Here is a 25,784-nt window from a genome sequence, read left to right as displayed (position 1 = left end):
CAAAATCGGGGGTCAATTCGGCCGGGAAAACAATAGCTCAAAAAGGGGGAATTCGCAAAATGAAGATGCGTAGAAAAACTGGATTTTCGTTTTTAAGTCTGCTGCTGATCTTATCGGTGTTTCTTTCGGCCTGCAACAGCGGCGAAGTCGGAGGGGAGCAGAAAGAAGGCAAATCTGACGGCAAGCCGCAGCAGGGCGGAGACCTTGTCGCCGGATCAACGGGTGAGCCGACGCTGTTTAACGCGCTGTATTCAACAGATACGGCAAGCTCTGATATTGAAAGGCTCCTCTATAATACCCTTTTGGATACCAATGAAAAGCTGGAGGTCGAAAAACAGCTTGCCGAGGATGTAAAGGAGTCGGAGGACGGCCTGACGTTTGACATCAAGCTCAAAAAAGGCGTCAAATTCCACGACGGCAAGGAAATGACCGCCGATGACGTCGTGTTTACGTACAGCATTCCGTTGAGCAAAGACTATGTCGGCGAGCGCGGCTCAAGCTTTAAAATGCTTAAATCCGTCACGAAAAAAGGCAAATATGAAGTTGAGTTTAAACTGAAGCAGCCAGATCCTTATTTTTATAATGTAACGCTGACAAGCTATGGCATCCTGCCGAAGCACATTTTGAAGGATGTTCCGATCAGCGAGCTTGGCGAGCATGAATTCAACCGTAAGAATCCGATCGGAACCGGCCCGTTTAAATTCAAAGAATGGAAGCAGGGTCAATACGTCAAAGTTGAAGCGTTTGACGATTATTTCGCCGGACGAGCGCATCTGGACTCGATCACATATAAAGTCATCCCTGATTCAAATGCGGCGCTGACACAGCTTCAAGCCGGTGATATCGATTATTTTGTCATCACGCCGGGACCTGATTATAAAACCGCCGAAAAATTTAACAATGTAAAAATCGATACAGATTTAGGGTTGAATTACAGTTACATCGGCTGGAATGAAAAGAACGAGCTCTTTAAAGACAAGAAGGTCCGCCAGGCGCTGACGTATGCGCTCGACCGCCAGGCGATGGTCGATCAGGTTCTTGACGGAGACGGGAAAATCGCCAACATTCCTGAAAGCCCGCTGTCATGGAATTATCCGGACAATGAAGCAGGGATTAAAACGTTTAACCACGACCCTGAAAAAGCGAAAAAAATGCTGAAAGAAGCCGGCTGGTCTGATACGGACGGCGACGGCATTTTAGACAAAGACGGCAAAAAATTCTCCTTCGTCATCAAAACAAACCAGGGCAATAAGACGAGAGAAGACCTCGCAGTTGTCGTTCAGCAGCAGCTAAAAGAAATCGGCATCGAGGCGAAGCCGCAAATCGTCGAGTGGAGCGCTTTGATCGAACAGATGAATCCGCCGAATTGGGATTTCGATGCGATCATCCTAGGCTGGAGCCTTGCCACATTCCCTGATCAAAGCACGATCTTCCATTCGAAAGAAGCGGAAAAAGGGCTGAACTATGTGTGGTATCAAAATAAAGAGCTAGATAAGCTGCTTGACGAGTCCAAAACGCTGAAAGACCGTGAGGATTATAAAAAGGCGTATGAAAAGATCTACAAAATATTGGCGGAAGATCAGCCGTACACGTTCCTGTACTATACGAATTACCACAGAGCGATGCCGGCCAACATGAAAGGCTTTGTTTTCCATCCGAAGGAAGATTTCTATAAAGCCGAAAACTGGTGGCTGGATCAAAAATAAAGGAAATTCCCTTAAGGGGAGGGAAGTTTTTCGGCACGCTTCCTTCCCCTTCATTCTTAAGAATTTTGATAAAAAAGGGGATAAAAGATGATTACATATATCATTCGCAGGACGCTCATGTCGATTCCGATTTTGCTTGGGATTACCATTTTGTCATTCGCGATTATGAAAGCCGCCCCGGGAGATCCGATGGCCTTAATGATGGATCCGACCATCAGCGCCGCCGACCGGGAAAAGTTCATCGAAAAATACGGATTGAATGAACCGGAGCACATTCAATATTTAAAATGGCTCGGCAACATGATTCAGGGGGATTTCGGCACTTCGATCATCAGAAAAGGAATGCCTGTTTCCGAATTGATCATGGCAAGGCTTCCGAATACGCTATTATTAATGCTTGTTTCGACCATTCTCGCTCTTCTCATCTCAATTCCGTTCGGGGTGCTTTCGGCGAGGCGCCCGTATTCGAAGCTGGATTACGGGATTACGTTTACATCGTTTATCGGACTTGCCGTCCCGAATTTTTGGCTTGGGTTGATCCTGATTATGTTTCTCGCGGTCAATTTAGGCTGGTTCCCGACAGGAGGCGTCATGACGATCAATTCAGATTTCAGTTTATGGGATCGCGTCCATCACTTGATTCTGCCCGCGTTCGTACTCGCAGCCGCTGACATGGCGGGGCTCACCCGCTATACAAGGTCAAGCATGCTCGACGTGCTCAGGCAGGATTACATGCGGACGGCCAGAGCGAAAGGGTTTAAAGAAAACCGGGTTGTGTACAAGCATGGGCTTCGAAACGGGCTGCTGCCGGTGATCACGATTTTTGGACTGATGATTCCTTCCTTTATCGGCGGAGCCGTCGTTACGGAACAAATTTTCAGCTGGCCCGGCCTCGGAAAGCTGTTTGTCGATTCCGCTTTTCAAAGAGATTATCCGGTCATCATGGCCATGACCGTCATTTCTGCCGCCCTTGTTGTCATTGGAAATTTAATTGCGGATATTCTCTATGCGGTCGTCGATCCGCGGATTGAGTATTAAGAAGAGGAGGACTCGTCATGACACAGCCAAACCCATCGACGCCTTCACCGGAGATCAGACTGCAGGAAAACGTCGCACCAAAGCCGGAAACAATGACAAAAATCTTTTTTGAGAAGTTTTTCAAAAATAAGCTGGCCGTGCTCGGCGGAATCCTGTTATCCATCATTATCCTGTCGGCTATATTTGCGCCGGTGATTGCTCCGTATCCGCCGGAACAGCAGAATCTGCTGGACAAGCTCAAGCCCCCGAGCGCTGAGCATTTGATGGGAACGGACAAGTTTGGCCGCGATATTTTCAGCCGCCTGCTGTATGGTGCTCAGGTATCCTTGCTTGTCGGCTTTGCTTCTGTACTCGGTTCAATCACAATCGGCACCGTGATCGGTGCGATCGCCGGCTATTTCGGCGGGATCATCGACGCGATCATGATGCGGCTGGTCGATATTGTATTATCAATACCCGACATATTCCTGTTAATTACGCTTGTGACCATTTTTCAGCCTGGTGTAGACAAGCTGATTTTAATTTTCGCCCTGACAAGATGGACGACGACGGCGCGGCTCGTCCGTGGAGAATTTTTATCGCTGAGGTCGAGAGAGTTTGTCCTCGCCGCGAAAACGATCGGGACAAGAAGCCATAAGATCATTTTCTCCCACATCCTGCCGAACGCGATGGGGCCGATTATCGTTGCGGCCACGCTGTCCGTCGGAACGGTCATTCTATCGGAGTCGGCGCTCAGCTATCTCGGCTTCGGCGTTCAGCCGCCGATGGCCAGCTGGGGAAACATGCTCCAGGATGCGCAAAACTTCACGATTATGATTCAGGCGTGGTGGTATCCGCTGTTCCCTGGACTGATGATTTTAATCACCGTTTTATGCTTTAACTTTGTCGGAGACGGACTGCGCGATGCGCTTGATCCGAAGAATATTAAATAAGAAAGCCGGGGCGCGGCCGCCCTTGGCTTTTTTTCATGCAGCTTTGCCATAATCTTTGCCGGATGGAATAAATTCCTTCCCCCTTGCCTATACTGTGGACAACAGTTTTTATAAAGTGAGGGGTTAGAAATGTTATTTCTTCATGATGTGTGGGTGAACTGGTTTGAGGGAGAAGAAAATGGCTACAACGTCTGCCACTTTCATGAATGGCGGAAGGAAGACAGCGTGGAACTGCTTGACCAGGTCCCTTTGCTGAGGGTTTCGCCGGTTTTGTTCAACTACATAGAAAATGACCTATCAGAGCTTCCGCCGGAATTATTAAATGAGGTCCATCAAAAAGCGTATATTCGCAAAAACCATGAGCGTACACAGCTTGACCATTGCTTCGTTGTGACGGATGGCATCGGAATCCTTGCGGTCGATACGGCCGGCTATTCGATACCGGTCAGAAAAAGCCGTCTCATTCCGAGGCAGGAGCAGCTTGTATATGAAATGGTGAAGGACGTCGAGCCGCAGGAATATGAATTTTCGCCGGAAAAGCTGCAATCTTCAAAGGAATACCACATTCTATCATTATCACCGGAGCATGTCAGAGGACTAACAAGAAAAGAACGCCAGCTGAAACAGCTGTTATTCATGGCGCTTGATCAGCTGAAAGGGCTCAAAAACCGCGCCGAGATCGCCTACTGGTATACGGAATGGAATCCTTACATGTATGAACAGATTAAACGGATGACATTTGAAGAAATCTGGGACATGCTTTTCAATGAAACAATCGACGGCTGGTCGGAGAAACACCGGGATTTCTGTGAAAATTTAATTAAAGGGCAGCCGTTTTTTGAAAAGCTTTGGGAAATTGAAAATGAGTCAAAAGTCAACTAAATTCAAGAAGGCTGTCGGTAGAAGCGGCGGTCTTTTTCAATGGCTTCCTTTAAAATCAAAAAAGGAAGCCGGTCATTTTTCAGACGAAAGCCATGTTTTCTAAAGCATTTACTTATAGGAAGATCGAGTGTGCCAAGCGGCTGAATCAGTGTATCAGGTTTATGCGTCTGTTCTTTATGAAAAACACCTTCTGATTGTCAAAGGACAATTGAGAAGGTGTTTTTTGTTTAGCGTCTTTTGCGGCCGAGGCCCATCGCATTCTCCATTTTTTTCAGCATCTTTCCGGCCGTTTTGTTCGCGCGTTCAGCGCCTTCGTCCAGAATTTGGTCCAATTCCTCGGATTCGATCAATTCATAGTACCGGTCCTGAATCGGTTTCAGCGCATTGATCACCGTTTCAGCCAGGTCGCTTTTAAATTCGCCGTAGCCTTTGCCTTCATATTTGGCTTCAAGCTCTTCAATTGTGACCTGTCCAAGGATGGAATAGATCGTCAGAAGGTTGGACACGCCGGGTTTATTTTCTTTATCATATTTGACGACTCCCTCAGAATCGGTGACGGCGCTTTTGATTTTTTTCTCCAGCTGTTTTGGATCGTCAAGAAGAGTAATGAACGCTTTTTGGTTCGGGTCCGACTTGCTCATTTTTTTGAGCGGATCGGCAAGCGACATAATGCGGGCGCCGACTTTCGGAATTTTCACTTCTGGCACCGTAAAAATGTCATTGTATTTCTTGTTGAAGCGCTCCGCCAGATTCCGGGTCAGTTCCAGATGCTGTTTTTGGTCCTCTCCGACAGGAACGACGTCTGTGCTGTAAAGCAGGATGTCGGCCGCCATTAAAGGAGGATATGTCAACAAGCCTGAGACGACGGCTTCTTTCCCCTTGGCTTTGTCCTTAAACTGCGTCATGCGCTCAAGCTCGCCGATGTAGGCGACGCACTGCATCATCCAGCCCGCCTGTGCGTGCGCAGGCACCTCGGATTGGATAAACAGCGTCGCTTTTTTCGGATCAAGTCCGACAGCCAGGTAAAGCGCAGCCAGATTGCGGATGTTCTTTCTCAGCTCGAGGCGGTCCTGAGGCACTGTGATTGCATGCTGGTCAACGATGCAAAAATAGCAGTTGTAATCATCCTGCAAATCAACAAATTGCTTCATCGCTCCGATGTAGTTGCCAAGCGTTACAGAACCGCTCGGCTGAATTCCGGAAAAAATCGTTTTCATGAAAATCCCTCTTTTCATTTCAAAATAAAAAGGCCCATTCTTCCCTTAACACAAAAGGGACGAATGAACCGCGGTACCACCCTGATTATTTCATTATGGTCAAAATGAAATCACTTTAGACGTTGTTAACGAAGTCTTCTCCGGCTGAGCCTACTTGCAAATCGTTCGGTCAGCTGCTCCAAAGCCCATTCCACATTCGCCATTATCCGCTCCCAGCGCCGCGGACTCTCTTCAAATGGGAAGAAATGTGTACTCTTCTTTTTCATCGCATTTTATTCATAATTTTATTATATATAAATTTGAAATAAAAGTCACCCGTGTTGAAAAAAAGAATCTGACAATGGGATGAACAAAGTTTCCCGCACCGTGGAAAGTTCTGTATAAAGAATGGGTAATGTTATACGTAAAAAACGTTTCCCGCTGTAAAAAATGACCGATCATTTTAACGAGTTCATGCTTTAAAACAGAGAAGTGTATTCATATCTTTGGCAGATTTGCTGACAAACCTAAATAGTTTGAATAAAAAAATAATTGAAAATTAATATTGCAATAAATTATTCTATTAATTATAATGAATTTGTTCACCTCGGTGTTACAGGTTCTTTACATAATAAATATTCAGAAAAGACGAAACAGAGGAAAAAGTATGGCAAGTGGTCCTATTACTTTTTTATGATAAATCTGAATGTTAAGGAGTAAGGAACTAAAAAAATATGAAACAGGGGGGTTTCTCATTTGAAGAAGCGTTGGTCACTCATCAGTTTAGTTCTTATGTTCACTCTCGTATTAAGTGCCTGCGGTTTCGGCGCAAGTTCTGGCGACGGCGGCAAAAAAGACAGCAAAGGAAAAGACACCCTGAACGTCAATATTAAAACTGAGCCGTTTTCATTAAATCCAGGCCTTGCAAACGATTCAGTTTCTGGAAACGTGCTTCGTCAGACTTTCGAAGGATTGACTACAATCGGAAAAGACGGAAAGCCGGTCGAAGCGGCAGCGGAAAAAATCGAAATCAGCAAAGACCAGAAGACATACACGTTTACAATTCGCGATGGTGCGAAATGGTCAAATGGTGATCCTGTAACAGCAGAGGATTTTGAATATGCCTGGAAATGGGCGCTTGACCCTAAAAACGAATCACAATACGCATACCAGCTTTACTACTTAAAAGGCGGTGAAGCAGCGAACACCGGCAAAGGAAAGATTGACGATGTCGGCGTTAAAGCGGTCAATGACAAGACATTGAAGGTCGAGCTTGAAAAACCGACACCGTACTTCACTGAACTTACAGCATTTTATACTTACTTGCCGGTCAATAAAAAAGTCGCTGAGAAACATCCGAAATGGTATACAAAAGCAGATGAAAATTATGTATCCAACGGACCTTTCAAATTAACATCCTGGAAGCACAGCGGGAATATCGTACTGGAGAAAAACGACCAGTACTGGGATAAAGATTCTGTAAAACTGAAAAAGATTAACATGGCGATGGTCAACGATGCTAATACTGGGCTGAACATGTATAAAAAAGGTGAGCTTGATTTCGTCGGACAGCCTCTTGACGAGATTCCGACAGACGCGATTCCAAGCCTCAAAAAAGAAGGCCTGAACATTGATCCGTTCGCATCTGTTTACCTTTACAAATTCAATACAGCAGCGGCTCCGTTAAACAATGTCAACATCCGCAAAGCCTTGACATACGCGATCAACCGCGAGGCGATCGTCAAGAACATCACACAGGCGGAGCAGATTCCTGCGACTGGATTCGTGCCTCCGGCGGTCACCGGATTTGAATCAAACAAACCATATTTCAAAGATCATGATGTTGCAAAGGCGAAGGAATTTCTGAACAAAGGCTTGAAAGAGCTCGGTCTGAAAAAAGCGTCTGATCTGCCGAAAATCACGCTTTCCTACAACACGGATGAAGCGCATCAAAAAATCGCTCAGGCTGTACAGGAAATGTGGAGCAAGGATTTAGGCGTTAAAGCTGAATTAAGCAATGAAGAATGGAACGTATACATTGATAAGCTCCATACCGGAAACTATCAAATCGCCCGTTTGGGCTGGGTCGCCGATTTTAACGACGGTATGAACTTCCTTGAAACATACCGCGACAAAGAAGGCGGAAACAACGATACGAACTGGGAGAACGCGGAATACAAAAAACTTCTTTCAAAAGCTTCAACTGAAACAAACGAGGAAAAACGCATCGAGCTGATGAAAGAAGCCGAAGCCATCATCATGGATGAGCTGCCGATCGCTCCGATCTACTTCTACACCATGCCTTACATGCATGATAAGAGTTTAAAAGACTTTGTTTTGACAGGTACCGGAGAGATCTATTTCAAAACCGCGCATTTTGAATAAAACTGCATCACAAAGTATATGGGGGCTTTTGGGACTTTCCCCCATATACTTTTATTTATGATAAAAGGTTAATAGACTGAATATTCGGAGGTGTGTAAAATGATTAAATTTTTAGGTCGTCGTCTTGTTTATATGCTGATTTCTCTATGGGTGATTGTCACAGCCACCTTCTTCCTGATGAGGTCGATACCTGGCGGACCTTTTTCAGGCGAGAAGAAGCTTCCTCCTGCAATAGAAGCCAGCCTCAATTCTTACTATGGTTTAGACCAGCCCCTATTTAAACAATATCTCGACTACCTGGTGTCCGTGGCGAAGTGGGATTTCGGTCCATCATTTAAATATAAAGGACAAACCGTGAACGAATTAATCAACTCCGGTTTTCCGATTTCTTTTACACTGGGAATGGAAGCGATTTGCCTCGCATTGGCTTTCGGCGTATTATTCGGCGTGATCGCGGCGTTGAAGCGAAATAAGTGGCAGGATTATACAGCGATGATCATCGCTGTTATTGGCATCTCTGTGCCGAACTTCATCATGGCCGCGCTTCTGCAGTATGTATTGGCGATGAAGCTTGGCTGGTTCCCTGTCGCACAGTGGGAATCATGGGGACATACCGTATTGCCGGCAATCGCCGTGTCATCGATGCCGATGGCGTTTATCGCCCGTCTGACTCGCTCAAGCATGCTGGAGGTGCTGAGCAGCGACTACATCCGTACGGCGAAGGCGAAAGGCTTGAGCACGTTTGCGGTTACCGTCAAACATGCGATCAGAAACGCGATCATGCCGGTTGTTACATATATGGGACCGATGGCGGCCTCTATTTTAACAGGGACGTTCGTCGTTGAAAAAATCTTCGGCATACCCGGACTCGGCATGCACTTTGTCACAAGCATAACGAACCGCGATTATACAGTGATAATGGGCGTCACCGTGTTTTTCGGCGCGATTTTACTGCTTTGCGTCCTCATTGTTGATATTTTATACGGCTTAATTGATCCGCGCATTAAACTGTTTGGCGCTAAGAAAGGGGAGTAAAAGGATGCAGCAAATACCTAAAGACATGTTTGAGCCTGCAGCTGTTGACCAGAGCGAAGCGGAAAAAATCTCAAAGAAAAACCTTTCTTTTTGGACAGACGTATTCTTAAGATTTAAAGAAAACAAGCTGGCGATGTGCGGTCTTGTCGTTCTTATCCTCATAGCTCTGATGGCCATCTTCGCGCCGGTATTCTCGAGCCATGAATATCAGACGACAGATTTAACCAACACGAATAAACCGCCAAGCGCTGAGCACTGGTTTGGTACTGATGACCTTGGAAGGGACGTGTTCGTCCGTACATGGGTCGGCGCACGCATCTCGCTGACAATCGGCCTTGCAGCGGCGTTGATCGACGTTTTGATCGGTGTCATCTGGGGCGCGATTTCCGGCATTAGAGGCGGACGCACAGATGAGATCATGATGAGGATCGCGGATATTTTATGGGCGATTCCTTCCCTGTTGATGACAATCCTTCTTCTCGTCGTAATGGGAAAAGGGCTGATCACCATGATCGTCGCGATGGTCATTACCGGATGGATCAATATGGCGAGAATCGTGCGCGGACAAGTGCTTCAGCTTAAAAACCAGGAATTCGTGCTTGCTTCAAGAACATTGGGCGCGAAAAACTCGCGGATCATCAGAAAGCACCTGCTTCCAAACATCATGAGCCCGATTTTGGTGACGATGACATTAACTGTCCCTACGGCGATTTTCTATGAAGCATTTTTAAGCTATCTTGGTCTCGGCGTTCCGCAACCTTTGGCAAGCTGGGGAACGATGGCAACCGATGGTGTGCAGGGCTTGGAATATTATCCTTGGCGCTTGTTCTTCCCGGCTACATTTATCTGCCTGACCATGTTTGCATTTAACGTTATCGGCGACGGATTGCGCGATGCTTTAGATCCGAAGCTGCGTAAATAAAGGAGTGAGAATGATGAAACACTTACTTGAAGTGAAAGATTTAGCCATTTCGTTTAAAACATATGCCGGAGAAGTCCAGGCCATCCGCGGCGTTAATTTTCACGTTGACAAAGGAGAAACGCTGGCGATTGTCGGAGAATCCGGATCGGGCAAAAGCGTCACTTCACAAGCGATCATGAAGCTGATTCCAATGCCGCCGGGCTATTTTAAAAGCGGACAAATTTTATTTAACGGACAAGATCTCGTGCCTAAATCGGAAAAAGAAATGCAATCGATTCGCGGCAAGGAGATCGGCATGATCTTTCAAGATCCGATGACTTCCCTAAACCCGACGATGAAAGTAGGGCGCCAAATCACAGAAGTGTTGTTTAAGCATGAAACCATTTCAAAAGAAGACGCGCATAAGCGGGCAGTTGAACTTCTCAGCCTGGTGGGGATACCAATGCCTGAACGGCGCGTGAACCAATATCCGCACGAATTCAGCGGGGGAATGAGACAGCGGGTTGTCATCGCGATGGCGCTTGCCGCCAATCCGAAGCTTCTGATCGCCGACGAACCGACGACAGCCCTTGACGTTACGATCCAGGCGCAAATTTTGGAGCTGATGAAGGAGCTGCAGAAAAAGATTGAAACATCGATCATTTTCATCACGCACGATCTCGGCGTTGTTGCGAACGTGGCGGACAGAGTAGCCGTCATGTATGCCGGACAGATCGTGGAGATTGGAACGGTTGATGAAATTTTCTACAATCCGAAGCATCCGTACACATGGGGGCTGTTAGCTTCAATGCCTAGCCTTGATCATAACGGAGAAGAGGAACTGATGGCGATACCGGGATCACCGCCTGATCTGACCAATCCGCCGAAAGGCGACGCGTTTGCATTAAGAAGCCCTTATGCCATGAAGATCGATTTTGAACAGGAGCCGCCAATGTTCAAAATTTCTGATACGCATTATGTAAAATCCTGGCTCTTGCATCCTGATGCGCCAAAGGTTGAACCGCCCGCGGCTGTCAAAAGCAAAATGAGGGAGTTTAAAGATCACTACGAAAAACCGGTTCAAGTGAAAGAAGGTGAATGATATGGCAGAAAAACTGCTCGAAATCAAGAACTTAAAACAGCATTTCACAACGCCAAAAGGAACTGTGAAAGCTGTTGACGGAATCTCATTTGACATTTATAAAGGGGAAACACTTGGTCTCGTCGGGGAATCGGGCTGCGGAAAATCGACGACAGGGCGCTCCATCATCCGGTTGTACCAAGCAACCTCTGGTGAAGTGTTCTTTAAAGGAAAGAATGTGCACGGCAAAAAATCCGCCAAAGAGCTTCTCGAATTCAACCGGAAGATGCAGATGATCTTCCAGGATCCATATGCTTCATTAAATCCGCGGATGACGGTTGCGGACATTATCGCTGAAGGGATCGACATCCACGGGTTGGCCAAAACGAAAAAGGAGCGTCTGGAACGGGTCCACGAACTTTTAAAGCTGGTCGGATTGAATAAAGAACACGCCAACCGCTATCCGCATGAATTTTCCGGAGGTCAGCGCCAGCGGATCGGAATCGCAAGGGCGCTGGCGGTAGAACCGGAGTTTATCATTGCCGATGAGCCGATTTCAGCGCTTGACGTATCCATCCAGGCTCAGGTCGTCAATTTAATGAAAGATTTGCAGAAAGATAAAGGGCTGACATACTTATTCATCGCCCACGATTTGTCAATGGTGAAATACATCAGCGACCGGATCGGCGTCATGTATTTCGGCAAGCTTGTCGAATTGGCGCCGGCAGACGAATTATACGAAAATCCGCTTCATCCTTATACACAGTCGCTTCTTTCAGCGATTCCTCTTCCGGATCCGGATTATGAACGGACACGGGTTCGAAAAACGTACGATCCGTCCGTCCATAAATTGAAAGACGGCGAACAGATGGAGCTTCGCGAAGTGAAGCCGGGTCATTTTGTCATGTGTTCCGAGGAAGAATTTGCAGCATATCAGTCAAAATAAAAGCACAGAAGGCAGCCGAAACGGCTGTCTTTTTTTATATGCTTTTTCAAAAAAAATTGAAACTTTCAGGTGAAACATCCGTCTTAGTATATAAGCAACAAGTTGTTGCCCTTGCTCCTATTCTTTGCAAGAGATATTGGTTTAATTTCATGAGAAAGCGGGTATATCTAAAGTGTGAATCAAAAGAACATCCATAAGGAGCAAATAAATGAACTGGTATGAGAAGCTTAGCGAGTATTTTCCTGTTGAAGAAATGAAGTCGAAAAAGCATATGGAAGCATTATTAAGGGAACGAAGCGATATCTACCATAAAGAGGAAGGCAGGCATCACGTCTTGATGTATGCCGAGTTTGATTCCTTTATATTCATCGACTATTTATTCGTTTCAAAAGATGCAAGAGGCCAGGGGCTCGGTTCAAAACTGATAGAGAACCTCAAAAAGAAAAACAAACCGATACTCCTTGAGGTTGAGCCTGTTGATGAAGATGATGCAGATACAGCGAAGCGTCTTGCATTTTATCAAAAGGAAAACTTTAAACATGCTGAGTCAATCGGCTACCGCCGCCGGTCGCTTGCCACCGGCAAAGTCAATAAAATGGAGATACTTTACTGGTCCCCAAAATCGAATACAGAAGAAGAAGTATTTGAAGCGATGAAAAAAACGTACGAAAAAATCCATACATACAAAGATGAAAAATGGTATGGAGAATCGTTTGAAGATGTGGATGAAGTCTTAACAATCATCGACGAAGAAAAACAAAAAAACATTTTCGATGAGTTAAACTAAATGAGAATGAAATCTGTTTTTAAAAAAGAAAAATCGCAGGATTGTCAAAAAATTTCTTTTGTGTACTGTTCACACTTACTTTTTTATAGTATAATATTCTATAAAGATTACTTTTTTAGATTTATTTCAATTTAATAATAAGCTGATTTCATTCTACTTTTCAAGGAGTGAAGAATTATGGTTACATTATATACATCACCAAGCTGTACGTCTTGCAGAAAAGCGCGCGCATGGTTAGAAGAGCACGACATTCCGTTTAAAGAAAGAAATATTTTTTCAGAGCCTTTATCAATTGATGAAATAAAAGAAATCCTTCGGATGACTGAGGATGGAACAGACGAGATCATTTCAACACGTTCTAAAGTGTTCCAAAAGCTGAACGTCAACCTGGAAACAATGCCTCTTCAGGAGCTGTACCAGCTGATCAATGAGCATCCGGGCCTTTTGCGCCGTCCGATCATCATCGACGAAAAACGCTTGCAGGTCGGATACAATGAAGATGAAATCCGTCGTTTCCTTCCGCGTAAAGTCCGTACATTCCAATTGAGAGAAGCGCAGCGCTTGGCAAATTAAAAAAAGAAGGCTGAACGATTCAGCCTTCTTTTTTAATGTTTTTCAATCATCTGTTCATAATAAATGCTGGCCAATATGACAAAAATAACCGCAAGGACCGGAAAAAGCATTTCAAGGGTGCTGTGTCTTGCCATAAAGGATGACAGTTCCTGCTCCCTGACGATCATTTCACCGCCTGTAAATGCCAGCAGCCCGCTTCCGGCGTAAATGAGCAGCGGGAATTTGGAAAGGGCGCCCTGGATGAGTTTGCTCCCCCAGATAATTACAGGCACCGAAACCATCAGACCGACTACGACGAGCATTAAGCGGCCGTGGGATGCACCGGCAACTGCAATGACATTGTCAAGGGACATAAATAGATCGGCGATTACGATAATCCGAATCGCTTTCCATAAAGATGTCCCGCCTTTGACATGCTGTGCGTCCTTTTTTTCAATCAGGAGCTGGTATCCCAAATACAGAAGGAAGATCCCTCCGATAAATTGCAGATAAGGAACCGCAAGCAGATATACCGCTGCCGTTGTCAGTATAATCCTCATGAAAATGGCAATACATGTGCCGATGATGATCGCTTTTTGTCTTTGGACGGGAGGCAGATTCCTGCTTGCCATGGCGATGACAACCGCATTATCGCCGCCGAGAATCAGGTCGATCCCGATGATGACAAGGAGCGGCATCAGTAATTCGTGTTCCATCAACTGGCACCTCGCTTTTGCATTGTGGGCTCATTCACTGTGTTTGTCGTTTGCTGCTTGTACAACTAATATATGAAGCGGATGAAAAATTATGTTAGGCCGTCGTTTGATGCATTTTTATTTCTTTTATGTCTTTTTTATCATAAAATAGAAATGAAAGATTGATCACGCCACAGGGTTAAGAAGTGGACGTAAAGGGTAAAGTGTAGTAAAGTACAATTAATTGGGAGCTTAGTTATCCCTTCAACATCTTACAAAGAAGGGAAGGTTGGCAAATGGAAATCGAAAGAATAAATGAACATACGGTTAAGTTTTATATTTCCTATGGTGATATAGAGGACCGCGGGTTTGACAGAGAAGAAATTTGGTACAATCGAGAACGCAGTGAAGAGCTATTTTGGGAAATGATGGACGAAGTGCACGAAGAAGAAGAATTTGCCGTAGAAGGCCCCCTTTGGATTCAAGTGCAGGCCCTTGACAAGGGATTGGAAATCATTGTGACGAAAGCTCAGCTTTCCAAAGATGGACAAAAGCTTGAACTGCCGATTCCTGAAGATAAAAAGCAAGACACAGCTGAGGAAACCCTTGACGCATTGCTGGACGATTTTCAAAAGGAAGAACAATCCGAAGAGCAAAAACTTCAGTTCGTCCTGAAATTTGATGATTTTGAGGATGTCATCTCATTATCAAAAATGACCATCAGCGGCTGTCAAACGACGTTATATTCACATGAAAACCGCTATTATTTATTTGTGGATTTCATTGAAATGCCTGATGAAGAGATTGAGAATCAGCTGAGCATTTTGCTTGAATATGCTTCAGAATCGAAGATGACGATTCATATGCTGAAGGAATATGGAAAACTGATTGCGGCTGATCATGCCCTTCATACGATAAACGAACACTTTGCATAAAAAACCGATTTTACTTTAAAATCGGTTTTTTTGCGTTTTATTGGAGATATTTTCGCCTTCGAATCAGCCGTTTTTCCTGAAAATCACCCCGCCATTATTCCGTTTCAAAAGGTTTTGAAGAAAAGGAGCATTGCGCAGATGTGTTGAATAGTTACAGGACAGAAAGGAGAGAATCAATGTGTTCAGCGCAGAGCTTGACGGGGGACGCCTGATTTGTTTGGCTGATGGCTACAAAGCGGATGAACTCAGACAACTGAGAAAGAAACAAAGGTTTTACTGCCCGGTCTGCCATCATGAAGTTGATCTCAAAGTAGGTGACATAAAGCTTCATCATTTTGCACATAAGCCTGATTCGGCATGCACCGTTTCCCATGAACCGGAAAGCCTTTATCATTTGAAAGGAAAACGCCTTTTATACGAATGGCTCAAGCAGCAGAGGATAAAGGCGGTACTGGAACCGTATTTGCGGCAGATCAGTCAGAGGCCGGATGTGCTTGTGGACGACGGAAAAAGGAAAACAGCGATCGAATTTCAGTGCGCTGCTCTCAGTATGACAGAATATCAAAAAAGAACGTCCGGTTTTCTGAAACAAGGTATTCAGCCGTTTTGGATGATCGGCGGTAATCGGTTCAAACGTTTATCAAACAGCTTTTTTCAGCTTTCAGCCTTCCATTGGCAGTTCTGCGAAGAAAGCGGGATGCCTCCAAGGCTCGTGTTTTTTTGCCCCGAACAAAAAGCCTTCCTCATCCTTGAGCATTTAATCCCGTTTTTGACAAACAAGACATCCGCATCATGCCGTGTGCTTCCGCTTCAGCAAACAGACTTACAAGCTTTATCTTCTATTCAAAAACCATCTCCTTATCAGCTTGAGGGCTGGAAAAGAAATGTCCGCAGCTTCAGAATGAAGCCCCCGCGCTTTTTATCAAAGGATGCCAGACAAATAGCGGCGCTGTTTTATGAAAACTTCCAGATTCCCCTGCCGTTTTTTCCATCAGAAGTATTCCTCCCCGTCGCGTCAGGCTCTATTTTTGTTCAGCCGGTTTATGTGTGGCAAGGCTATCTTTATCTGTTTTTGATGAAGCATTCTTCCTTCCGCCTGAAGTCTGCAGTCCTTTATTTGAATCAGCTTGTCAGACACGAAGAGCTGAAGCTGAGGTGGAACAAGCGGGAGAAGGCGGTAAGCGCCGTCACTGAATATATTCGCCTGTTGCATGACAAAGGTTTTTTGACAAAGGAGAACGACATGTATATTCCCGCGCGTCAGGTTTCCCCCGGGCTTCGGCTTGAGGAGCTGTTAAAAAGGGACGCCCGCTATTTTTCCGAATGATCATCAGGCCTTTCGATCAAGCTATAGAAAGGAAGGTGGTGTCTCTGTCTGTTTCCGATCAAAAGATGTGTATTTTGTTTTCTGATTGCTGCATCAAGTATGATTTTTTTCGCAAATGATTTGACAAAAGGCGGTGAAAAAACAGAAGATAAAACCAATACAAGTTTATTGAACATCAATGGACTTGGAGTAAAGAAAGCGAGGGGATTTACAGTGGCTGAAGAAAACCAAACGAAAAAACTGCCTGCAAGAGATGAGGTGAAGCAAGAGGACACGTGGAGACTCGAGGATATCTTTCCATCTGATGAAGCCTGGAATGAGGAATTTCAAGCGGTTAAAGAGCTGCTGCCTAAGCTCTCCGAATTTAAGGGAAGGCTCGGCCATTCCGCCGACGATTTATATGAAGCATTGACATATCAGGACAAGGTCATGGAAAGGCTCGGGAAGCTGTATACTTACGCTCATATGCGCTATGATCAGGATACAGGCAATTCATTTTATCAGGGTCTGAATGATAAAGCCTCCAACCTTTATACACAGGCTGCCAGCGCGACAGCTTATATGGTGCCGGAGATTTTATCGATACAGGAAGACAAGCTTCAGCAGTTCCTTTTAGAAAAAGAGGAACTAAAGCTCTACTCGCATGCGCTTGAAGAAATCAACAAAGAGCGGCCCCACGTGTTGAGCGAACAGGAAGAAGGGCTGCTCGCAGAGGCGTCAGATGTTCTGTCATCTCCGTCCACAACATTCGGCATGCTCAACAACGCCGATATGGAATTTCCGGAAATCACCGATGAGAACGGGGAAAAACGCCAGATCACACACGGAAACTACATCACCTTTTTGGAAAGCGAGAACCGCGACGTCCGCCGCGACGCATTCAAAGCTGTGTATGATACGTACGGCCGCTTTAAAAACACGCTTGCATCAACGCTCAGCGGCGCCATCAAAAAAGATAATTTTTATGCAAAGGTTAAACATTATCAATCGGCCAGGGAAGCGGCCCTGTCGCGCAACAGCATTCCCGAAGAGGTCTATGATAATCTCGTCAGCACGATCAATAAACACCTGCCGCTTCTTCACCGCTATGTTGAGCTCAGAAAAAAAGTGCTCGAACTTGATGAAGTGCACATGTATGACCTCTACACGCCGCTTGTAAAAGATTCCGGCATGAAAGTGACGTACGGGCAGGCGAAAGATTACATGATCAAAGGGCTCGCTCCTTTGGGTGAAGAATATACATCCATCCTCAAAGAGGGGTTAAACAACCGCTGGGTTGATGTATATGAGAACAAAGGAAAACGGAGCGGGGCTTATTCTTCAGGCGCATACGGAACAAATCCGTATATTTTGATGAACTGGCAGGACAACGTTAACAACCTGTTCACGCTTGTCCATGAATTCGGCCATTCCGTCCACAGTTATTATACGAGAAAGCATCAGCCGTATCCGTACGGGAACTACAGCATCTTTGTCGCTGAAGTGGCTTCAACGACAAATGAGGCCCTTCTGGGGGACTATCTGCTGAACACGGTCGATGATGAAAAACAACGCCTTTATATTTTAAACCATATGCTTGAAGGGTTTAAAGGGACGGTTTTCAGACAAACGATGTTTGCCGAATTTGAACATGCGATTCATGTCAAAGCCCAAGAAGGCGAGCCGCTTACACCTGAACTTTTAACGAGCATCTATTATGATTTAAACAAAAAGTACTTCGGAGAAAATATTGAAATTGACAAAGAAATCGGTCTTGAATGGGCGAGAATCCCTCATTTCTACTACAATTATTATGTATATCAATATGCGACAGGCTACAGCGCCGCCCAGGCCTTGAGCCAGCAGATTTTAAAGGAAGGGAAGCCGGCGGTTGACCGCTACATCGACTTCCTGAAAGCCGGAAGCTCTGATTACCCGATTGAAGTGCTCAAAAAAGCGGGAGTCGACATGACGACTTCAGATCCGATCGAAGCTGCATGCAAAAAGTTTGAAGAGCAGCTGAATGAAATGGAAGAGCTCCTGCTAAAAAAATAAAAAAGCTCCCTTATCGGGAACGCCTTTGAGGCTGCCGGCACAACCGGCGGCCTTTTTCTTTAAAAGGAGGCGGGCCTAAAACCCTTTAAATGTCTTGCGGTGATTGAAGCGGCTGATCGTAAAAAGGATCGATACAAACAACAGGGGGGACGTAATATAAAGAGGGAGCATATGCATCCAGCCTAAAATATTCAAAAAGAAAAAAACGACAGTCAATGCTACCCCGAACACAATATGAAGCATAAAAACCCTCCTATGGACTGATAAAATTTTTGAGGTGCGGAAAATAGCTTATAAAGTCGTATGAACCCGCGTTCCACCGCCTTTTTTTACAGACAGACGGCCGGGTTTTTCTGTCCTACTTTCATCATATGATGGGCATCTACCTTTTATGTTTTGTGACAAATATGTGAAAAGTAATAAAATCAGTTGTCAAAACTCGACATGATTTGATATTATAAAGATGTGAAATTGATCACAAACAAACATTTACCCCTTTGTTTGACCGTGAAAAATTTCTCCCATCCCCTTTGTTGTCGTTAAGACATACTAGAAACCGCGCTTATCCCGGCGCGGTTTCTTAATACTTTCAAATAGAACAAATGTTCCTGTGTCATCCATAAAAAAACACGGGAAACCCCGTGTTGTGTTGATTATTGACAGAGCGGTCCGGCATCGGCGTCTTCATTGGCATAACGCCAAAACATGCCGTGCTTGGCTTCAACTCTTTTGACCTTTCCGGAAAAAGCGAGTTTCTTCATTTCACGCTCTACTTGTTCAAGCGTCCAATCATAAACCACGGCGATTTCTTTGTCTGCAACAAATTGAAAGTATTCGACAAATAATTCGAGTGGCGGAGTTTGCGATGGCTTCGGCTCATCTCCAAGCATTTCAAAAAGTACTTCTTCGTATATGTCATATGAATAAAGTCCGGTTACTTTTAAGCCTTCTCCTTCGCGGTGGCTGTTGAAAAAGGTGAGCGTCGGAACGGATGTGACTTCCATTTCGGCGGCGATTTTCATATCGCATTGCAGCGCTTTTACCGCGCTTTGCGAATGAAGGTCTTTTTTGAATTCATTCGAATCGAGCTGCGTACTTTCGGCAATATTGAACAGCACCTGTTCATCGGTAATATCCTGTTTGTTGAGAAACAAACGCTCCTGCATGCTTCGCAAAAACTGCAATCCGGCTTTTCGGCCCTGAAGCTCCGCCGCTTTCAGCGCCAATGAAGCCAAATATGGAGCGGAAAGGGGATTGTCAAACCACAGGCTTCCGTCGCATGACATGCCCGATTTGCTCGCAATCTTTTCCCAGGCTTCTGCGAGGCGGCGCTTTTTGCGTTTCTGAACATTTAGCGCCGTAATGCTGCAGGCGGCGATCATTCGCAATGTGAAAAAACGTCCATAGCGGATTTTCAATTTTTTGATAGCAGGCTCCAAAGCCCAGCATTCCGGGGATAAAGGGTCAACAAACATATAGATTTCCATCGGCTTTTGCGGATGTCCATGGCAATGGGAGAAAAATTGGTCACGCTGATTCAGTGTCAATGCGAACCATCCTCCATTTTAGGCGTGTTTACCATATGCCTGGCTGTTAAAGTCAACCTTTCAAAAAGAAAATCCCTGATATCGCCCTGTAAACCGACATGATCCATTGCCTCATTCATGCATGATAACCAGGCATCCGCCCGTTCCGGTGTAATCGGGAATGGAAGATGCCGGGCTCTCAGCATCGGGTGCCCGTGCTCCTCTGTATAAAGGGGCGGACCGCCTAAATATTGTGTTAAAAATTGCTTTTGTTTTCTCGCTGTTTCCGTTAAATCATCCGGAAATATGGGGGAGAGCAGCGGATGCCGTCCCACTCGTTCATAAAAAGTATCAACAAGTTGCGATAGAAGTTCTTCTCCAATCGCTTCATAAGGTGCGTTAAACGATTGTCCCATGTTGACTACTCCTTTTAAAATGGCTAATAGGAAAAAATGACGGTTCCTATTGCAAAAAATATTTATATTGTGGATCATTTATTATTTCACGATTGTATATATTTATTTTAGCAACCCGGTGCGGATTCTACAAACAAACCGACTTCAGCATTCGCCGGGGAGGCGCTGTTTTTGTTTCAAATATCATATCATATCCGCTTGTTAAATGTGTATTTTTTATATCAGGAGGATAAATTTGGAGGTTTTTATAGGAGAAATAAAAAAACCAGAAAGAAAACCTTTCTGGCTTATGCGTAGTAATTTGCTGTAATCTTTTTTACATAGTTTTGCGTTTCTTTGAATGGAGGAATGCCTCCGTACTTTTGAACATTTCCGGGACCGGCGTTGTATGCCGCCAATGCAAGGTGAACATTTCCGCTGTAGCGGTCAAGCATTTGTTTTAAATATTTTGTTCCGGCTTCAATATTTTGAACGGGGTCAAAGGCGTTTGTGACCCCCAGCGCTTTCGCGGTTGAAGGCATCAGCTGCATCAGGCCGATCGCGCCGGCAGGGCTGACCGCCTTCTGCTGATAGCCAGACTCTTGTTTGACTACCGAATGAATCAGTTTTTCATCAACGCCGTACTTTTGAGCGGCTTTTTTGATGATCTCATCAATATTTTTATTTTGTCCGCCAAAAGAAACCGCGCTTGTTCCAGCGGCTGGAGAAACGTCGGCCGCACTAGGCTTGTCAGCCGCCAAAGCTTGGGCCGGCTGCGTCTGTACGGAGGAAATGGCCCCGGTCTGAACGTGCGGAAGATTTCCTGTTCCTGACTGCAAGCCGCCGCCGGAATTCATTACATACTGGTTTAAAATCGAACTGAAATCAAAGCCCGTATCCTCTGAACCGCTGCCAGGCGTTTGATAAAACGACCGTAATGCCTGCAGCTCCAAAAGGGCGGTCAAATTGTTGATGTTCATTATGTTCCCACCTTATATATTTTTCAGTTTTTGCTCGTAAAAACGGACGATTTTGTTTTTTGTATCGCGTTTTGGGATGCCGAATGATTTCAACAGTTTGGCGAAATCAAGTTTACCCTGTTCATAGTCAGCGACTTCAAATTCTATTTCGTAGTCCTCTACCTTTAAGTATCGGCTGCGATCTAAAACAATTAAGCCCTCCGGCCGTTTTTTTTCTGCGCGGTCTGTTACAAGCGTACCGAAATATGCGAGGTTCCCAGGTTCGATGCCGAGATCTTTCAAACGGTCGTACACGGGTCCTGTTGGAATGCAGAATTGTTCGAGATTCGGCGGGGAGGGCAGCTTTTGGTGGGTTTCCGTCAAGCCGACGGGCGCCGGTTCTTTCAGTGTCAACACATGAACATCTTGTTTTTGGCGGATTCTGAGTGCCGCGCCTTTTTCTTTCAACGAAAATTCTTTTGTATCAAAATAATGATTTTGCTGTGTGACAAACTGCTCTGAGGTGAATTGATAGTATGTTGAAATTTGTTCAAATTCTTCTTTTGTCAGCATATTTTTAAATTCTATTTCAAGCTCCTGGCTCATTTTTTGGCTCCTCTCAGCTGCTGAAATCACATTTTCCTTATTATCTCTTGGATATGAACGTTTATCAATATTGAACTTGATGTGATAAAATGAATCTGTACTTTTATTGTAAAGGAGAACATTATGCAGAACAGAATTGAGATTACAGAAGCGGATCTGCAGAATGACCGGCTTGTTTTGACAAGCGATCTAAAGGATGGGGAACAGCGGAAACCGGCCGGACGGATGCTTGCAGACTCTGATCATTTTGCATTTGTATACATACTTGAACAAGGCGATTCTTTCCAATATGTGATGTTAGATGAAAGGATATGGTCCGATATGAAGTCGGCCCTTGATCAGCATATTCCTGTGTTTTTGAATATCGGAGACCGGCAACTGGAGCTTATCGGGCTTCATGATGAGCTTCGATACCTGATAGAAAATATTAAAGATAATGCAAACTATGGCGAAGAAATGGAGGAAAGAGTGAAGCGGGTATTCCTCTAGAAAAAAGGCGATGAAATTGGGGGAAGGTTTATGGATGAAAAACAATGGGAGCGTTTTTTAGCGCCGTACAGGCAGGCTGTTGAAGAACTGAAAGTAAAGCTGAAAGGGATAAGGGCACTTTATGAATACGAGGAGGAGCATTCGCCCATTGAGTTTGTGACCGGGAGGGTGAAGCCCGTGCCGAGTATATTGGAAAAGGCGAAACGGAAAAACATTCCGCTGCATAACATCGAAACGATGCAGGACATTGCTGGGCTCCGGATTATGTGTCAATTTTTTGAGGATATCCAAATCGTCAAGCAGATGCTTTTGGCGAGAAAGGATTTCACTGTCGTGGATACACGCGATTATATCGCGGAGCATAAAGAAAGCGGCTATCGTTCGTATCATCTTGTGATTTTATATCCTCTGCAGACGATAAACGGAGAAAAGCAAATTTTGGTTGAAATTCAAATCCGAACGCTGGCAATGAATTTTTGGGCGACGATTGAGCATTCTTTAAATTATAAATACAGCGGCAACATCCCCGAAAAAGTGAAATTAAGACTGCAAAGGGCTTCAGAAGCAGCTTCAAGACTTGATGAAGAGATGTCTGAGATCAGGGGTGAAATTCATGAAGCACAGGCGGTTTTCTCACGGAAGAAAAAGGACGAGGATGACGGCTAGGGGAAAGGAGAAATCATGATGAAATTTGCGGTATCGTCAAAAGGAAATCCGGTTTCCGATACATTGAAAAGCAGAATTCAAACGTATCTGCTCGACTTCGGCCTTGAGTGTGATGAGGAAGAGCCTGATATCGTCATTTCCGTCGGAGGGGACGGAACGCTTTTGTACGCTTTTCACAAGTACAGCAGCCGTCTCGATAAAACGGCATTTGTCGGGGTTCATACCGGCCACCTCGGCTTTTATGCAGACTGGGTTCCGGACGAGATTGAAAAGCTGGTGATCGCCATTGCCAAAACGCCGTTTCAAATCGTGGAATATCCGGTTCTGGAAGTGATCGTCCGCTACAATGACGGTGCAAAAGAAGCCCGGTACCTGGCCCTTAACGAGTGTACGATCAAAAGCATTGAGGGGACGCTTGTCACCGATGTCGAAATAAAAGGGGAGCTTTTTGAAACATTTCGCGGAGACGGGCTCTGCCTGTCAACTCCTTCGGGAAGCACGGCATATAACAAAGCGCTTGGCGGTGCGATCATACACCCGTCAATCAGGGCGATCCAGCTCGCTGAAATGGCATCGATCAACAACCGGGTGTTTCGGACGGTCGGTTCGCCGCTCATTCTGCCTGAGCACCACACATGTGTGATCAAACCCCTCAATGATGTTCATTTTCAGGTTGCGGTTGATCACTTAACATTGCTGCATAAAGACGTCAAATCGATTCAGTGCCGCGTGGCGAACGAGAATGTCAGATTTGCGCGGTTCCGCCCGTTTCCGTTTTGGAAAAGGGTGCAGGATTCCTTTATCGGCAAGGGAGAGTAGGAAGGTTTACCGTGAATGATTTTACATTGAGACTAACGATTACAGCGCAGGAACATGGCATGCTCCTGAAAGAGTATGTACAGCGAATGGGTATTTCAAAGAGGATGCTTGCAGATATCAAATTCGGAGGCGGAGATCTTCTCGTCAACGGGGAGCATGTCACGGTCAGATATGTTCTTCAGGAAGGAGACGAGCTTGTGATTCTGTTTCCGCCTGAAAAGGTCAGCGAATCTTTGCAGCCGGAAGCGATCCCGCTTGACATCCTGTTTGAAGACGGCCATGTTCTTGTGCTGAATAAAAAGCCTTTTCTTTCATCAATCCCTTCGCGGGAGCATCCGTCAGGAAGCCTTGCGAACGGGCTCATTCACTATTACCGGCAGACGGGCTGCCAGGCGACCGTTCATCTTGTCAGCAGGCTTGATCGCGATACATCAGGGGTGATGCTTGTCGCCAAGCATCGTTTTGCTCATTCCCTTTTGTCCGGCCTGCAAAAAAAGGGGGAAGTCAAACGGCAATACCGCGCCGTCGTTCACGGTTTGATCAGGGAGGAATCCGGAACGATCGACGCCCCGATCGGCAGAAAAGCAACAAGCATTATTGAACGGGCGGTTATTCCGGAAGGCCAAAAGGCGGTAACTCATTTCAAGGTGAACAGCCGCATCGGACAGCTGACAGATGTTTCGCTAAGCCTTGAAACCGGAAGAACCCATCAGATCCGCGTCCACATGAGCCATATCGGACACCCGCTGTGCGGTGATACGCTTTACGGGGGCACGCGGGATGCCATCAAAAGACAGGCGCTTCACAGTGAGAGGCTGACGTTTATTCATCCGCTGACAAGGGAGAAGCTGACGTTTTCTGCGCCGCTTCCGCAGGATATCCAGCAATTATTGGAGAGCTAAAACAGCTCTCTTTTTTTATGGATTAGCGCGAAATCTTGTTTCATCATAAGGCATTGAGGAGGGGACGGACTCAGTTTGCAGTTCGGGAAATCTGAAGGCGGTCAGCCTGTTGCCGAATACGCATCCCGTATCAATATTAATCGTATGGTGAACCATCCGCGGAGCTTTGACCGGTGTATGGCCGTAGACGACCCATGGTTCGCCCCGGTAATGTACGGCCCAGTCCCGTCTGACCGGACGGCCGTCAGGCAGCGTCTCTCCGGTGATATCGCCGTATAGAACAAATTGTTTGATCTTTCCTGATGGCTTCTTTCCGATGTATTCCGCTTTAATCCCGGCATGGGCAACGACAAGCTCGCCCTGATGCAGGATGTCATAAAGCGGCGCCTGTTCATAGAGACGCATGAAAAGCGCTCTGATATGCTCTTGTTTTTGTGGGGAAAGCTGTCTGTATTCGGCAGCTGTCGTTTCCAGCCCGTGCATGAGTTTAACCGGATTTCCTTTGAAGAAGCGGTAGAGCTTGTTGCAATGGTTGCCGGGGACATAGCGGGCCGCTCCTTTTTCTACAGCGGATGCCACAAATTCAATGACGGCAATGGATTTCGGCCCCCTGTCCGTCAGGTCTCCGAGAAAGACAGGCGTTCTGTTCTCGGGATGGACGGGCACACCCGTTTTGAGAGAATAGCCGAGCTTTTCCAGCAATGCTGTCATTTCATCATAACATCCGTGAATATCTCCGATCACATCGTATTTCACGTCTTTCACCTCACATTGGCAGTTGTGTATATGATAACCCTCATTTGCTTTGTTTATTGGACATCATACCTCGTTTATGCGCTTTTTTCACCTTCAAAAATTTCCGGCGGAGAAAATCAGGCATATCACTTTTATTTCTCGGCCAGCATTGTTAAAATCGATTTTTACACTTGTGAGAAAAGAAAAGCCAGCCGCTCTTTTCTTTCAAAATAAGACCTTTTTATCAGAAAAGGG

26 protein-coding genes, 1 pseudogene and 1 other annotated feature are annotated in these 25,784 nt (G+C 45.5%); of the genes and pseudogenes, 19 read left to right on the top strand and 8 right to left on the bottom strand.

The genetic code is table 11. The annotated features are described in order from the left end of the window. The first annotated feature begins 59 nt into the window (after positions 1-59). The 4 genes from BTR1S_RS05180 (at position 60) to BTR1S_RS05165 (ending at position 4,558) form a co-directional block, all read left to right on the top strand. Positions 60-1,706, top strand: coding sequence for a peptide-binding protein (locus BTR1S_RS05180; protein WP_006636827.1), 1,647 nt, complete (start codon positions 60-62; stop codon positions 1,704-1,706). An 87-nt stretch (positions 1,707-1,793) separates the two neighbouring features. Continuing rightward, entirely contained in the window at positions 1,794-2,744 is a 951-nt protein-coding gene (locus BTR1S_RS05175; RefSeq protein ID WP_006636828.1) for an ABC transporter permease, read from the top strand. 17 nt (positions 2,745-2,761) lie between these two features. Then, a complete protein-coding gene (gene opp4C / locus BTR1S_RS05170; protein WP_006636829.1) occupies positions 2,762-3,676 on the top strand; it encodes an oligopeptide ABC transporter permease in 915 nt (304 codons plus the stop codon). A gap of 129 nt (positions 3,677-3,805) precedes the next feature. Then, positions 3,806-4,558, top strand: coding sequence for a YjbA family protein (locus BTR1S_RS05165; RefSeq protein WP_006636830.1), 753 nt, complete (start codon positions 3,806-3,808; stop codon positions 4,556-4,558). Positions 4,559-4,785: 227 nt separating this feature from the next. Here BTR1S_RS05165 and trpS read toward each other — a convergent pair whose 3' ends face one another. Beyond that, a complete protein-coding gene (trpS, locus tag BTR1S_RS05160; RefSeq protein ID WP_006636831.1) occupies positions 4,786-5,775 on the bottom strand; it encodes a tryptophan--tRNA ligase in 990 nt (329 codons plus the stop codon). Positions 5,776-5,827: 52 nt separating this feature from the next. Continuing rightward, positions 5,828-6,050: a binding site (T-box leader), on the bottom strand. A 460-nt stretch (positions 6,051-6,510) separates the two neighbouring features. Here trpS and BTR1S_RS05155 point away from each other — a divergent pair. The 7 genes from BTR1S_RS05155 (at position 6,511) to spxA (ending at position 13,462) form a co-directional block, all read left to right on the top strand. Beyond that, positions 6,511-8,139, top strand: a complete 1,629-nt coding sequence (locus BTR1S_RS05155) for a peptide ABC transporter substrate-binding protein (protein ID WP_006636832.1) — start codon at positions 6,511-6,513, stop codon at positions 8,137-8,139. 99 nt (positions 8,140-8,238) lie between these two features. After that, positions 8,239-9,174: an ABC transporter permease gene (locus BTR1S_RS05150; protein WP_006636833.1), complete on the top strand. Its 936-nt coding sequence runs from the start codon at positions 8,239-8,241 to the stop codon at positions 9,172-9,174. Positions 9,175-9,178: 4 nt separating this feature from the next. Then, entirely contained in the window at positions 9,179-10,096 is a 918-nt protein-coding gene (locus tag BTR1S_RS05145) for an ABC transporter permease (RefSeq protein WP_029418663.1), read from the top strand. A 13-nt stretch (positions 10,097-10,109) separates the two neighbouring features. Then, positions 10,110-11,177 (top strand): ABC transporter ATP-binding protein, encoded by a 1,068-nt coding sequence (locus tag BTR1S_RS05140; protein WP_006636835.1) that lies wholly within the window; start codon positions 10,110-10,112, stop codon positions 11,175-11,177. A gap of 1 nt (position 11,178) precedes the next feature. Continuing rightward, a complete protein-coding gene (locus tag BTR1S_RS05135) occupies positions 11,179-12,102 on the top strand; it encodes an ABC transporter ATP-binding protein (protein ID WP_006636836.1) in 924 nt (307 codons plus the stop codon). A gap of 208 nt (positions 12,103-12,310) precedes the next feature. Then, positions 12,311-12,889 carry a GNAT family N-acetyltransferase gene (locus BTR1S_RS05130; RefSeq protein WP_006636837.1) on the top strand — a complete coding sequence of 193 codons (579 nt, stop codon included), beginning with the start codon at positions 12,311-12,313 and terminating at the stop codon, positions 12,887-12,889. Between the two features lie 177 nt (positions 12,890-13,066). Next, entirely contained in the window at positions 13,067-13,462 is a 396-nt protein-coding gene (spxA, locus tag BTR1S_RS05125; protein ID WP_006636838.1) for a transcriptional regulator SpxA, read from the top strand. Positions 13,463-13,494: 32 nt separating this feature from the next. On the opposite strand, the gene BTR1S_RS05120 is transcribed toward spxA, so the two are convergent. Then, positions 13,495-14,157 (bottom strand): TerC family protein, encoded by a 663-nt coding sequence (locus tag BTR1S_RS05120; protein WP_006636839.1) that lies wholly within the window; start codon positions 14,155-14,157, stop codon positions 13,495-13,497. Positions 14,158-14,325: 168 nt separating this feature from the next. On the opposite strand from BTR1S_RS05120, the pseudogene BTR1S_RS22405 reads away from it, so the two are divergent. The 4 genes and pseudogenes from BTR1S_RS22405 to pepF form a co-directional block, all read left to right on the top strand. Beyond that, positions 14,326-14,451 (top strand): annotated as a pseudogene (locus BTR1S_RS22405) (hypothetical protein); the annotation flags it as partial. After that, the gene (gene mecA / locus BTR1S_RS05115; protein ID WP_006636840.1) at positions 14,433-15,071 is read left to right on the top strand and encodes an adaptor protein MecA; all 639 of its coding nucleotides are present in this window, start codon (positions 14,433-14,435) and stop codon (positions 15,069-15,071) included. The pseudogene BTR1S_RS22405 and the gene mecA, both read left to right, overlap by 19 nt. A gap of 178 nt (positions 15,072-15,249) precedes the next feature. Beyond that, complete coding sequence (locus BTR1S_RS05110) at positions 15,250-16,398, top strand: competence protein CoiA family protein (protein ID WP_029418662.1); 1,149 nt, start codon at positions 15,250-15,252, stop codon at positions 16,396-16,398. 213 nt (positions 16,399-16,611) lie between these two features. Further along, the gene (gene pepF / locus BTR1S_RS05105; protein WP_006636842.1) at positions 16,612-18,432 is read left to right on the top strand and encodes an oligoendopeptidase F; all 1,821 of its coding nucleotides are present in this window, start codon (positions 16,612-16,614) and stop codon (positions 18,430-18,432) included. Positions 18,433-18,507: 75 nt separating this feature from the next. Here pepF and BTR1S_RS22725 read toward each other — a convergent pair whose 3' ends face one another. The 5 genes from BTR1S_RS22725 to BTR1S_RS05085 all read right to left on the bottom strand — a co-directional run bounded on the left by BTR1S_RS22725 (position 18,508) and on the right by BTR1S_RS05085 (position 21,918). After that, complete coding sequence (locus BTR1S_RS22725; RefSeq protein ID WP_006636843.1) at positions 18,508-18,675, bottom strand: hypothetical protein; 168 nt, start codon at positions 18,673-18,675, stop codon at positions 18,508-18,510. Between the two features lie 410 nt (positions 18,676-19,085). Beyond that, positions 19,086-19,919 (bottom strand): protease adaptor protein SpxH, encoded by an 834-nt coding sequence (gene spxH / locus BTR1S_RS05100; protein WP_373870167.1) that lies wholly within the window; start codon positions 19,917-19,919, stop codon positions 19,086-19,088. 56 nt (positions 19,920-19,975) lie between these two features. After that, a complete protein-coding gene (locus BTR1S_RS05095) occupies positions 19,976-20,374 on the bottom strand; it encodes a globin domain-containing protein (protein WP_006636845.1) in 399 nt (132 codons plus the stop codon). Positions 20,375-20,661: 287 nt separating this feature from the next. Continuing rightward, positions 20,662-21,333 (bottom strand): lytic transglycosylase domain-containing protein, encoded by a 672-nt coding sequence (locus BTR1S_RS05090; protein ID WP_006636846.1) that lies wholly within the window; start codon positions 21,331-21,333, stop codon positions 20,662-20,664. A 12-nt stretch (positions 21,334-21,345) separates the two neighbouring features. Continuing rightward, positions 21,346-21,918, bottom strand: coding sequence for a CYTH domain-containing protein (locus BTR1S_RS05085; protein ID WP_029418660.1), 573 nt, complete (start codon positions 21,916-21,918; stop codon positions 21,346-21,348). A 123-nt stretch (positions 21,919-22,041) separates the two neighbouring features. On the opposite strand from BTR1S_RS05085, the gene BTR1S_RS05080 reads away from it, so the two are divergent. Genes BTR1S_RS05080 through BTR1S_RS05065 form a run of 4 tightly spaced genes read left to right on the top strand, consistent with a single transcriptional unit; the run spans position 22,042 to position 24,794 of the window. Beyond that, complete coding sequence (locus tag BTR1S_RS05080; RefSeq protein WP_006636848.1) at positions 22,042-22,407, top strand: UPF0738 family protein; 366 nt, start codon at positions 22,042-22,044, stop codon at positions 22,405-22,407. A gap of 30 nt (positions 22,408-22,437) precedes the next feature. Beyond that, complete coding sequence (gene yjbM, locus BTR1S_RS05075) at positions 22,438-23,073, top strand: GTP diphosphokinase (RefSeq protein ID WP_006636849.1); 636 nt, start codon at positions 22,438-22,440, stop codon at positions 23,071-23,073. A gap of 18 nt (positions 23,074-23,091) precedes the next feature. Continuing rightward, on the top strand, positions 23,092-23,892 hold the full coding sequence (locus BTR1S_RS05070; protein WP_006636850.1) for an NAD kinase: 801 nt from the start codon (positions 23,092-23,094) through the stop codon (positions 23,890-23,892). Positions 23,893-23,951: 59 nt separating this feature from the next. After that, positions 23,952-24,794 carry an RluA family pseudouridine synthase gene (locus BTR1S_RS05065; RefSeq protein WP_206702871.1) on the top strand — a complete coding sequence of 281 codons (843 nt, stop codon included), beginning with the start codon at positions 23,952-23,954 and terminating at the stop codon, positions 24,792-24,794. A 15-nt stretch (positions 24,795-24,809) separates the two neighbouring features. On the opposite strand, the gene prpE is transcribed toward BTR1S_RS05065, so the two are convergent. Further along, complete coding sequence (gene prpE, locus BTR1S_RS05060; RefSeq protein WP_006636852.1) at positions 24,810-25,550, bottom strand: bis(5'-nucleosyl)-tetraphosphatase PrpE; 741 nt, start codon at positions 25,548-25,550, stop codon at positions 24,810-24,812. Positions 25,551-25,784 lie beyond the last annotated feature (234 nt).

The organism is Bacillus sonorensis NBRC 101234 = KCTC 13918 (assembly GCF_001592005.1).
Classification (GTDB): Bacteria; Bacillota; Bacilli; order Bacillales; family Bacillaceae; genus Bacillus; species Bacillus sonorensis.
The sequence above is the reverse complement of the archived record's forward strand: the minus strand, read 5'-3'. Positions and strand labels throughout refer to the sequence as shown.

Excerpts from the sequence above, each read along its gene's own strand:
- BTR1S_RS05180 (WP_006636827.1), top strand. The coding sequence starts at position 60 with ATGAAGATGCGTAGAAAAACTGGATTTTCGTTTTTAAGTCTGCTGCTG.
- BTR1S_RS05175 (WP_006636828.1), top strand. The coding sequence starts at position 1,794 with ATGATTACATATATCATTCGCAGGACGCTCATGTCGATTCCGATTTTG.
- opp4C (WP_006636829.1), top strand. The coding sequence starts at position 2,762 with ATGACACAGCCAAACCCATCGACGCCTTCACCGGAGATCAGACTGCAG.
- BTR1S_RS05165 (WP_006636830.1), top strand. The coding sequence starts at position 3,806 with ATGTTATTTCTTCATGATGTGTGGGTGAACTGGTTTGAGGGAGAAGAA.
- trpS (WP_006636831.1), bottom strand. The coding sequence starts at position 5,775 with ATGAAAACGATTTTTTCCGGAATTCAGCCGAGCGGTTCTGTAACGCTT.
- BTR1S_RS05150 (WP_006636833.1), top strand. The coding sequence starts at position 8,239 with ATGATTAAATTTTTAGGTCGTCGTCTTGTTTATATGCTGATTTCTCTA.
- BTR1S_RS05145 (WP_029418663.1), top strand. The coding sequence starts at position 9,179 with ATGCAGCAAATACCTAAAGACATGTTTGAGCCTGCAGCTGTTGACCAG.
- BTR1S_RS05140 (WP_006636835.1), top strand. The coding sequence starts at position 10,110 with ATGAAACACTTACTTGAAGTGAAAGATTTAGCCATTTCGTTTAAAACA.
- BTR1S_RS05135 (WP_006636836.1), top strand. The coding sequence starts at position 11,179 with ATGGCAGAAAAACTGCTCGAAATCAAGAACTTAAAACAGCATTTCACA.
- BTR1S_RS05130 (WP_006636837.1), top strand. The coding sequence starts at position 12,311 with ATGAACTGGTATGAGAAGCTTAGCGAGTATTTTCCTGTTGAAGAAATG.
- spxA (WP_006636838.1), top strand. The coding sequence starts at position 13,067 with ATGGTTACATTATATACATCACCAAGCTGTACGTCTTGCAGAAAAGCG.
- BTR1S_RS05120 (WP_006636839.1), bottom strand. The coding sequence starts at position 14,157 with ATGGAACACGAATTACTGATGCCGCTCCTTGTCATCATCGGGATCGAC.
- mecA (WP_006636840.1), top strand. The coding sequence starts at position 14,433 with ATGGAAATCGAAAGAATAAATGAACATACGGTTAAGTTTTATATTTCC.
- BTR1S_RS22725 (WP_006636843.1), bottom strand. The coding sequence starts at position 18,675 with ATGCTTCATATTGTGTTCGGGGTAGCATTGACTGTCGTTTTTTTCTTT.
- spxH (WP_373870167.1), bottom strand. The coding sequence starts at position 19,919 with ATGGAAATCTATATGTTTGTTGACCCTTTATCCCCGGAATGCTGGGCT.
- BTR1S_RS05095 (WP_006636845.1), bottom strand. The coding sequence starts at position 20,374 with ATGGGACAATCGTTTAACGCACCTTATGAAGCGATTGGAGAAGAACTT.
- BTR1S_RS05090 (WP_006636846.1), bottom strand. The coding sequence starts at position 21,333 with ATGAACATCAACAATTTGACCGCCCTTTTGGAGCTGCAGGCATTACGG.
- BTR1S_RS05085 (WP_029418660.1), bottom strand. The coding sequence starts at position 21,918 with ATGAGCCAGGAGCTTGAAATAGAATTTAAAAATATGCTGACAAAAGAA.
- BTR1S_RS05080 (WP_006636848.1), top strand. The coding sequence starts at position 22,042 with ATGCAGAACAGAATTGAGATTACAGAAGCGGATCTGCAGAATGACCGG.
- yjbM (WP_006636849.1), top strand. The coding sequence starts at position 22,438 with ATGGATGAAAAACAATGGGAGCGTTTTTTAGCGCCGTACAGGCAGGCT.
- BTR1S_RS05070 (WP_006636850.1), top strand. The coding sequence starts at position 23,092 with ATGAAATTTGCGGTATCGTCAAAAGGAAATCCGGTTTCCGATACATTG.
- BTR1S_RS05065 (WP_206702871.1), top strand. The coding sequence starts at position 23,952 with ATGCTCCTGAAAGAGTATGTACAGCGAATGGGTATTTCAAAGAGGATG.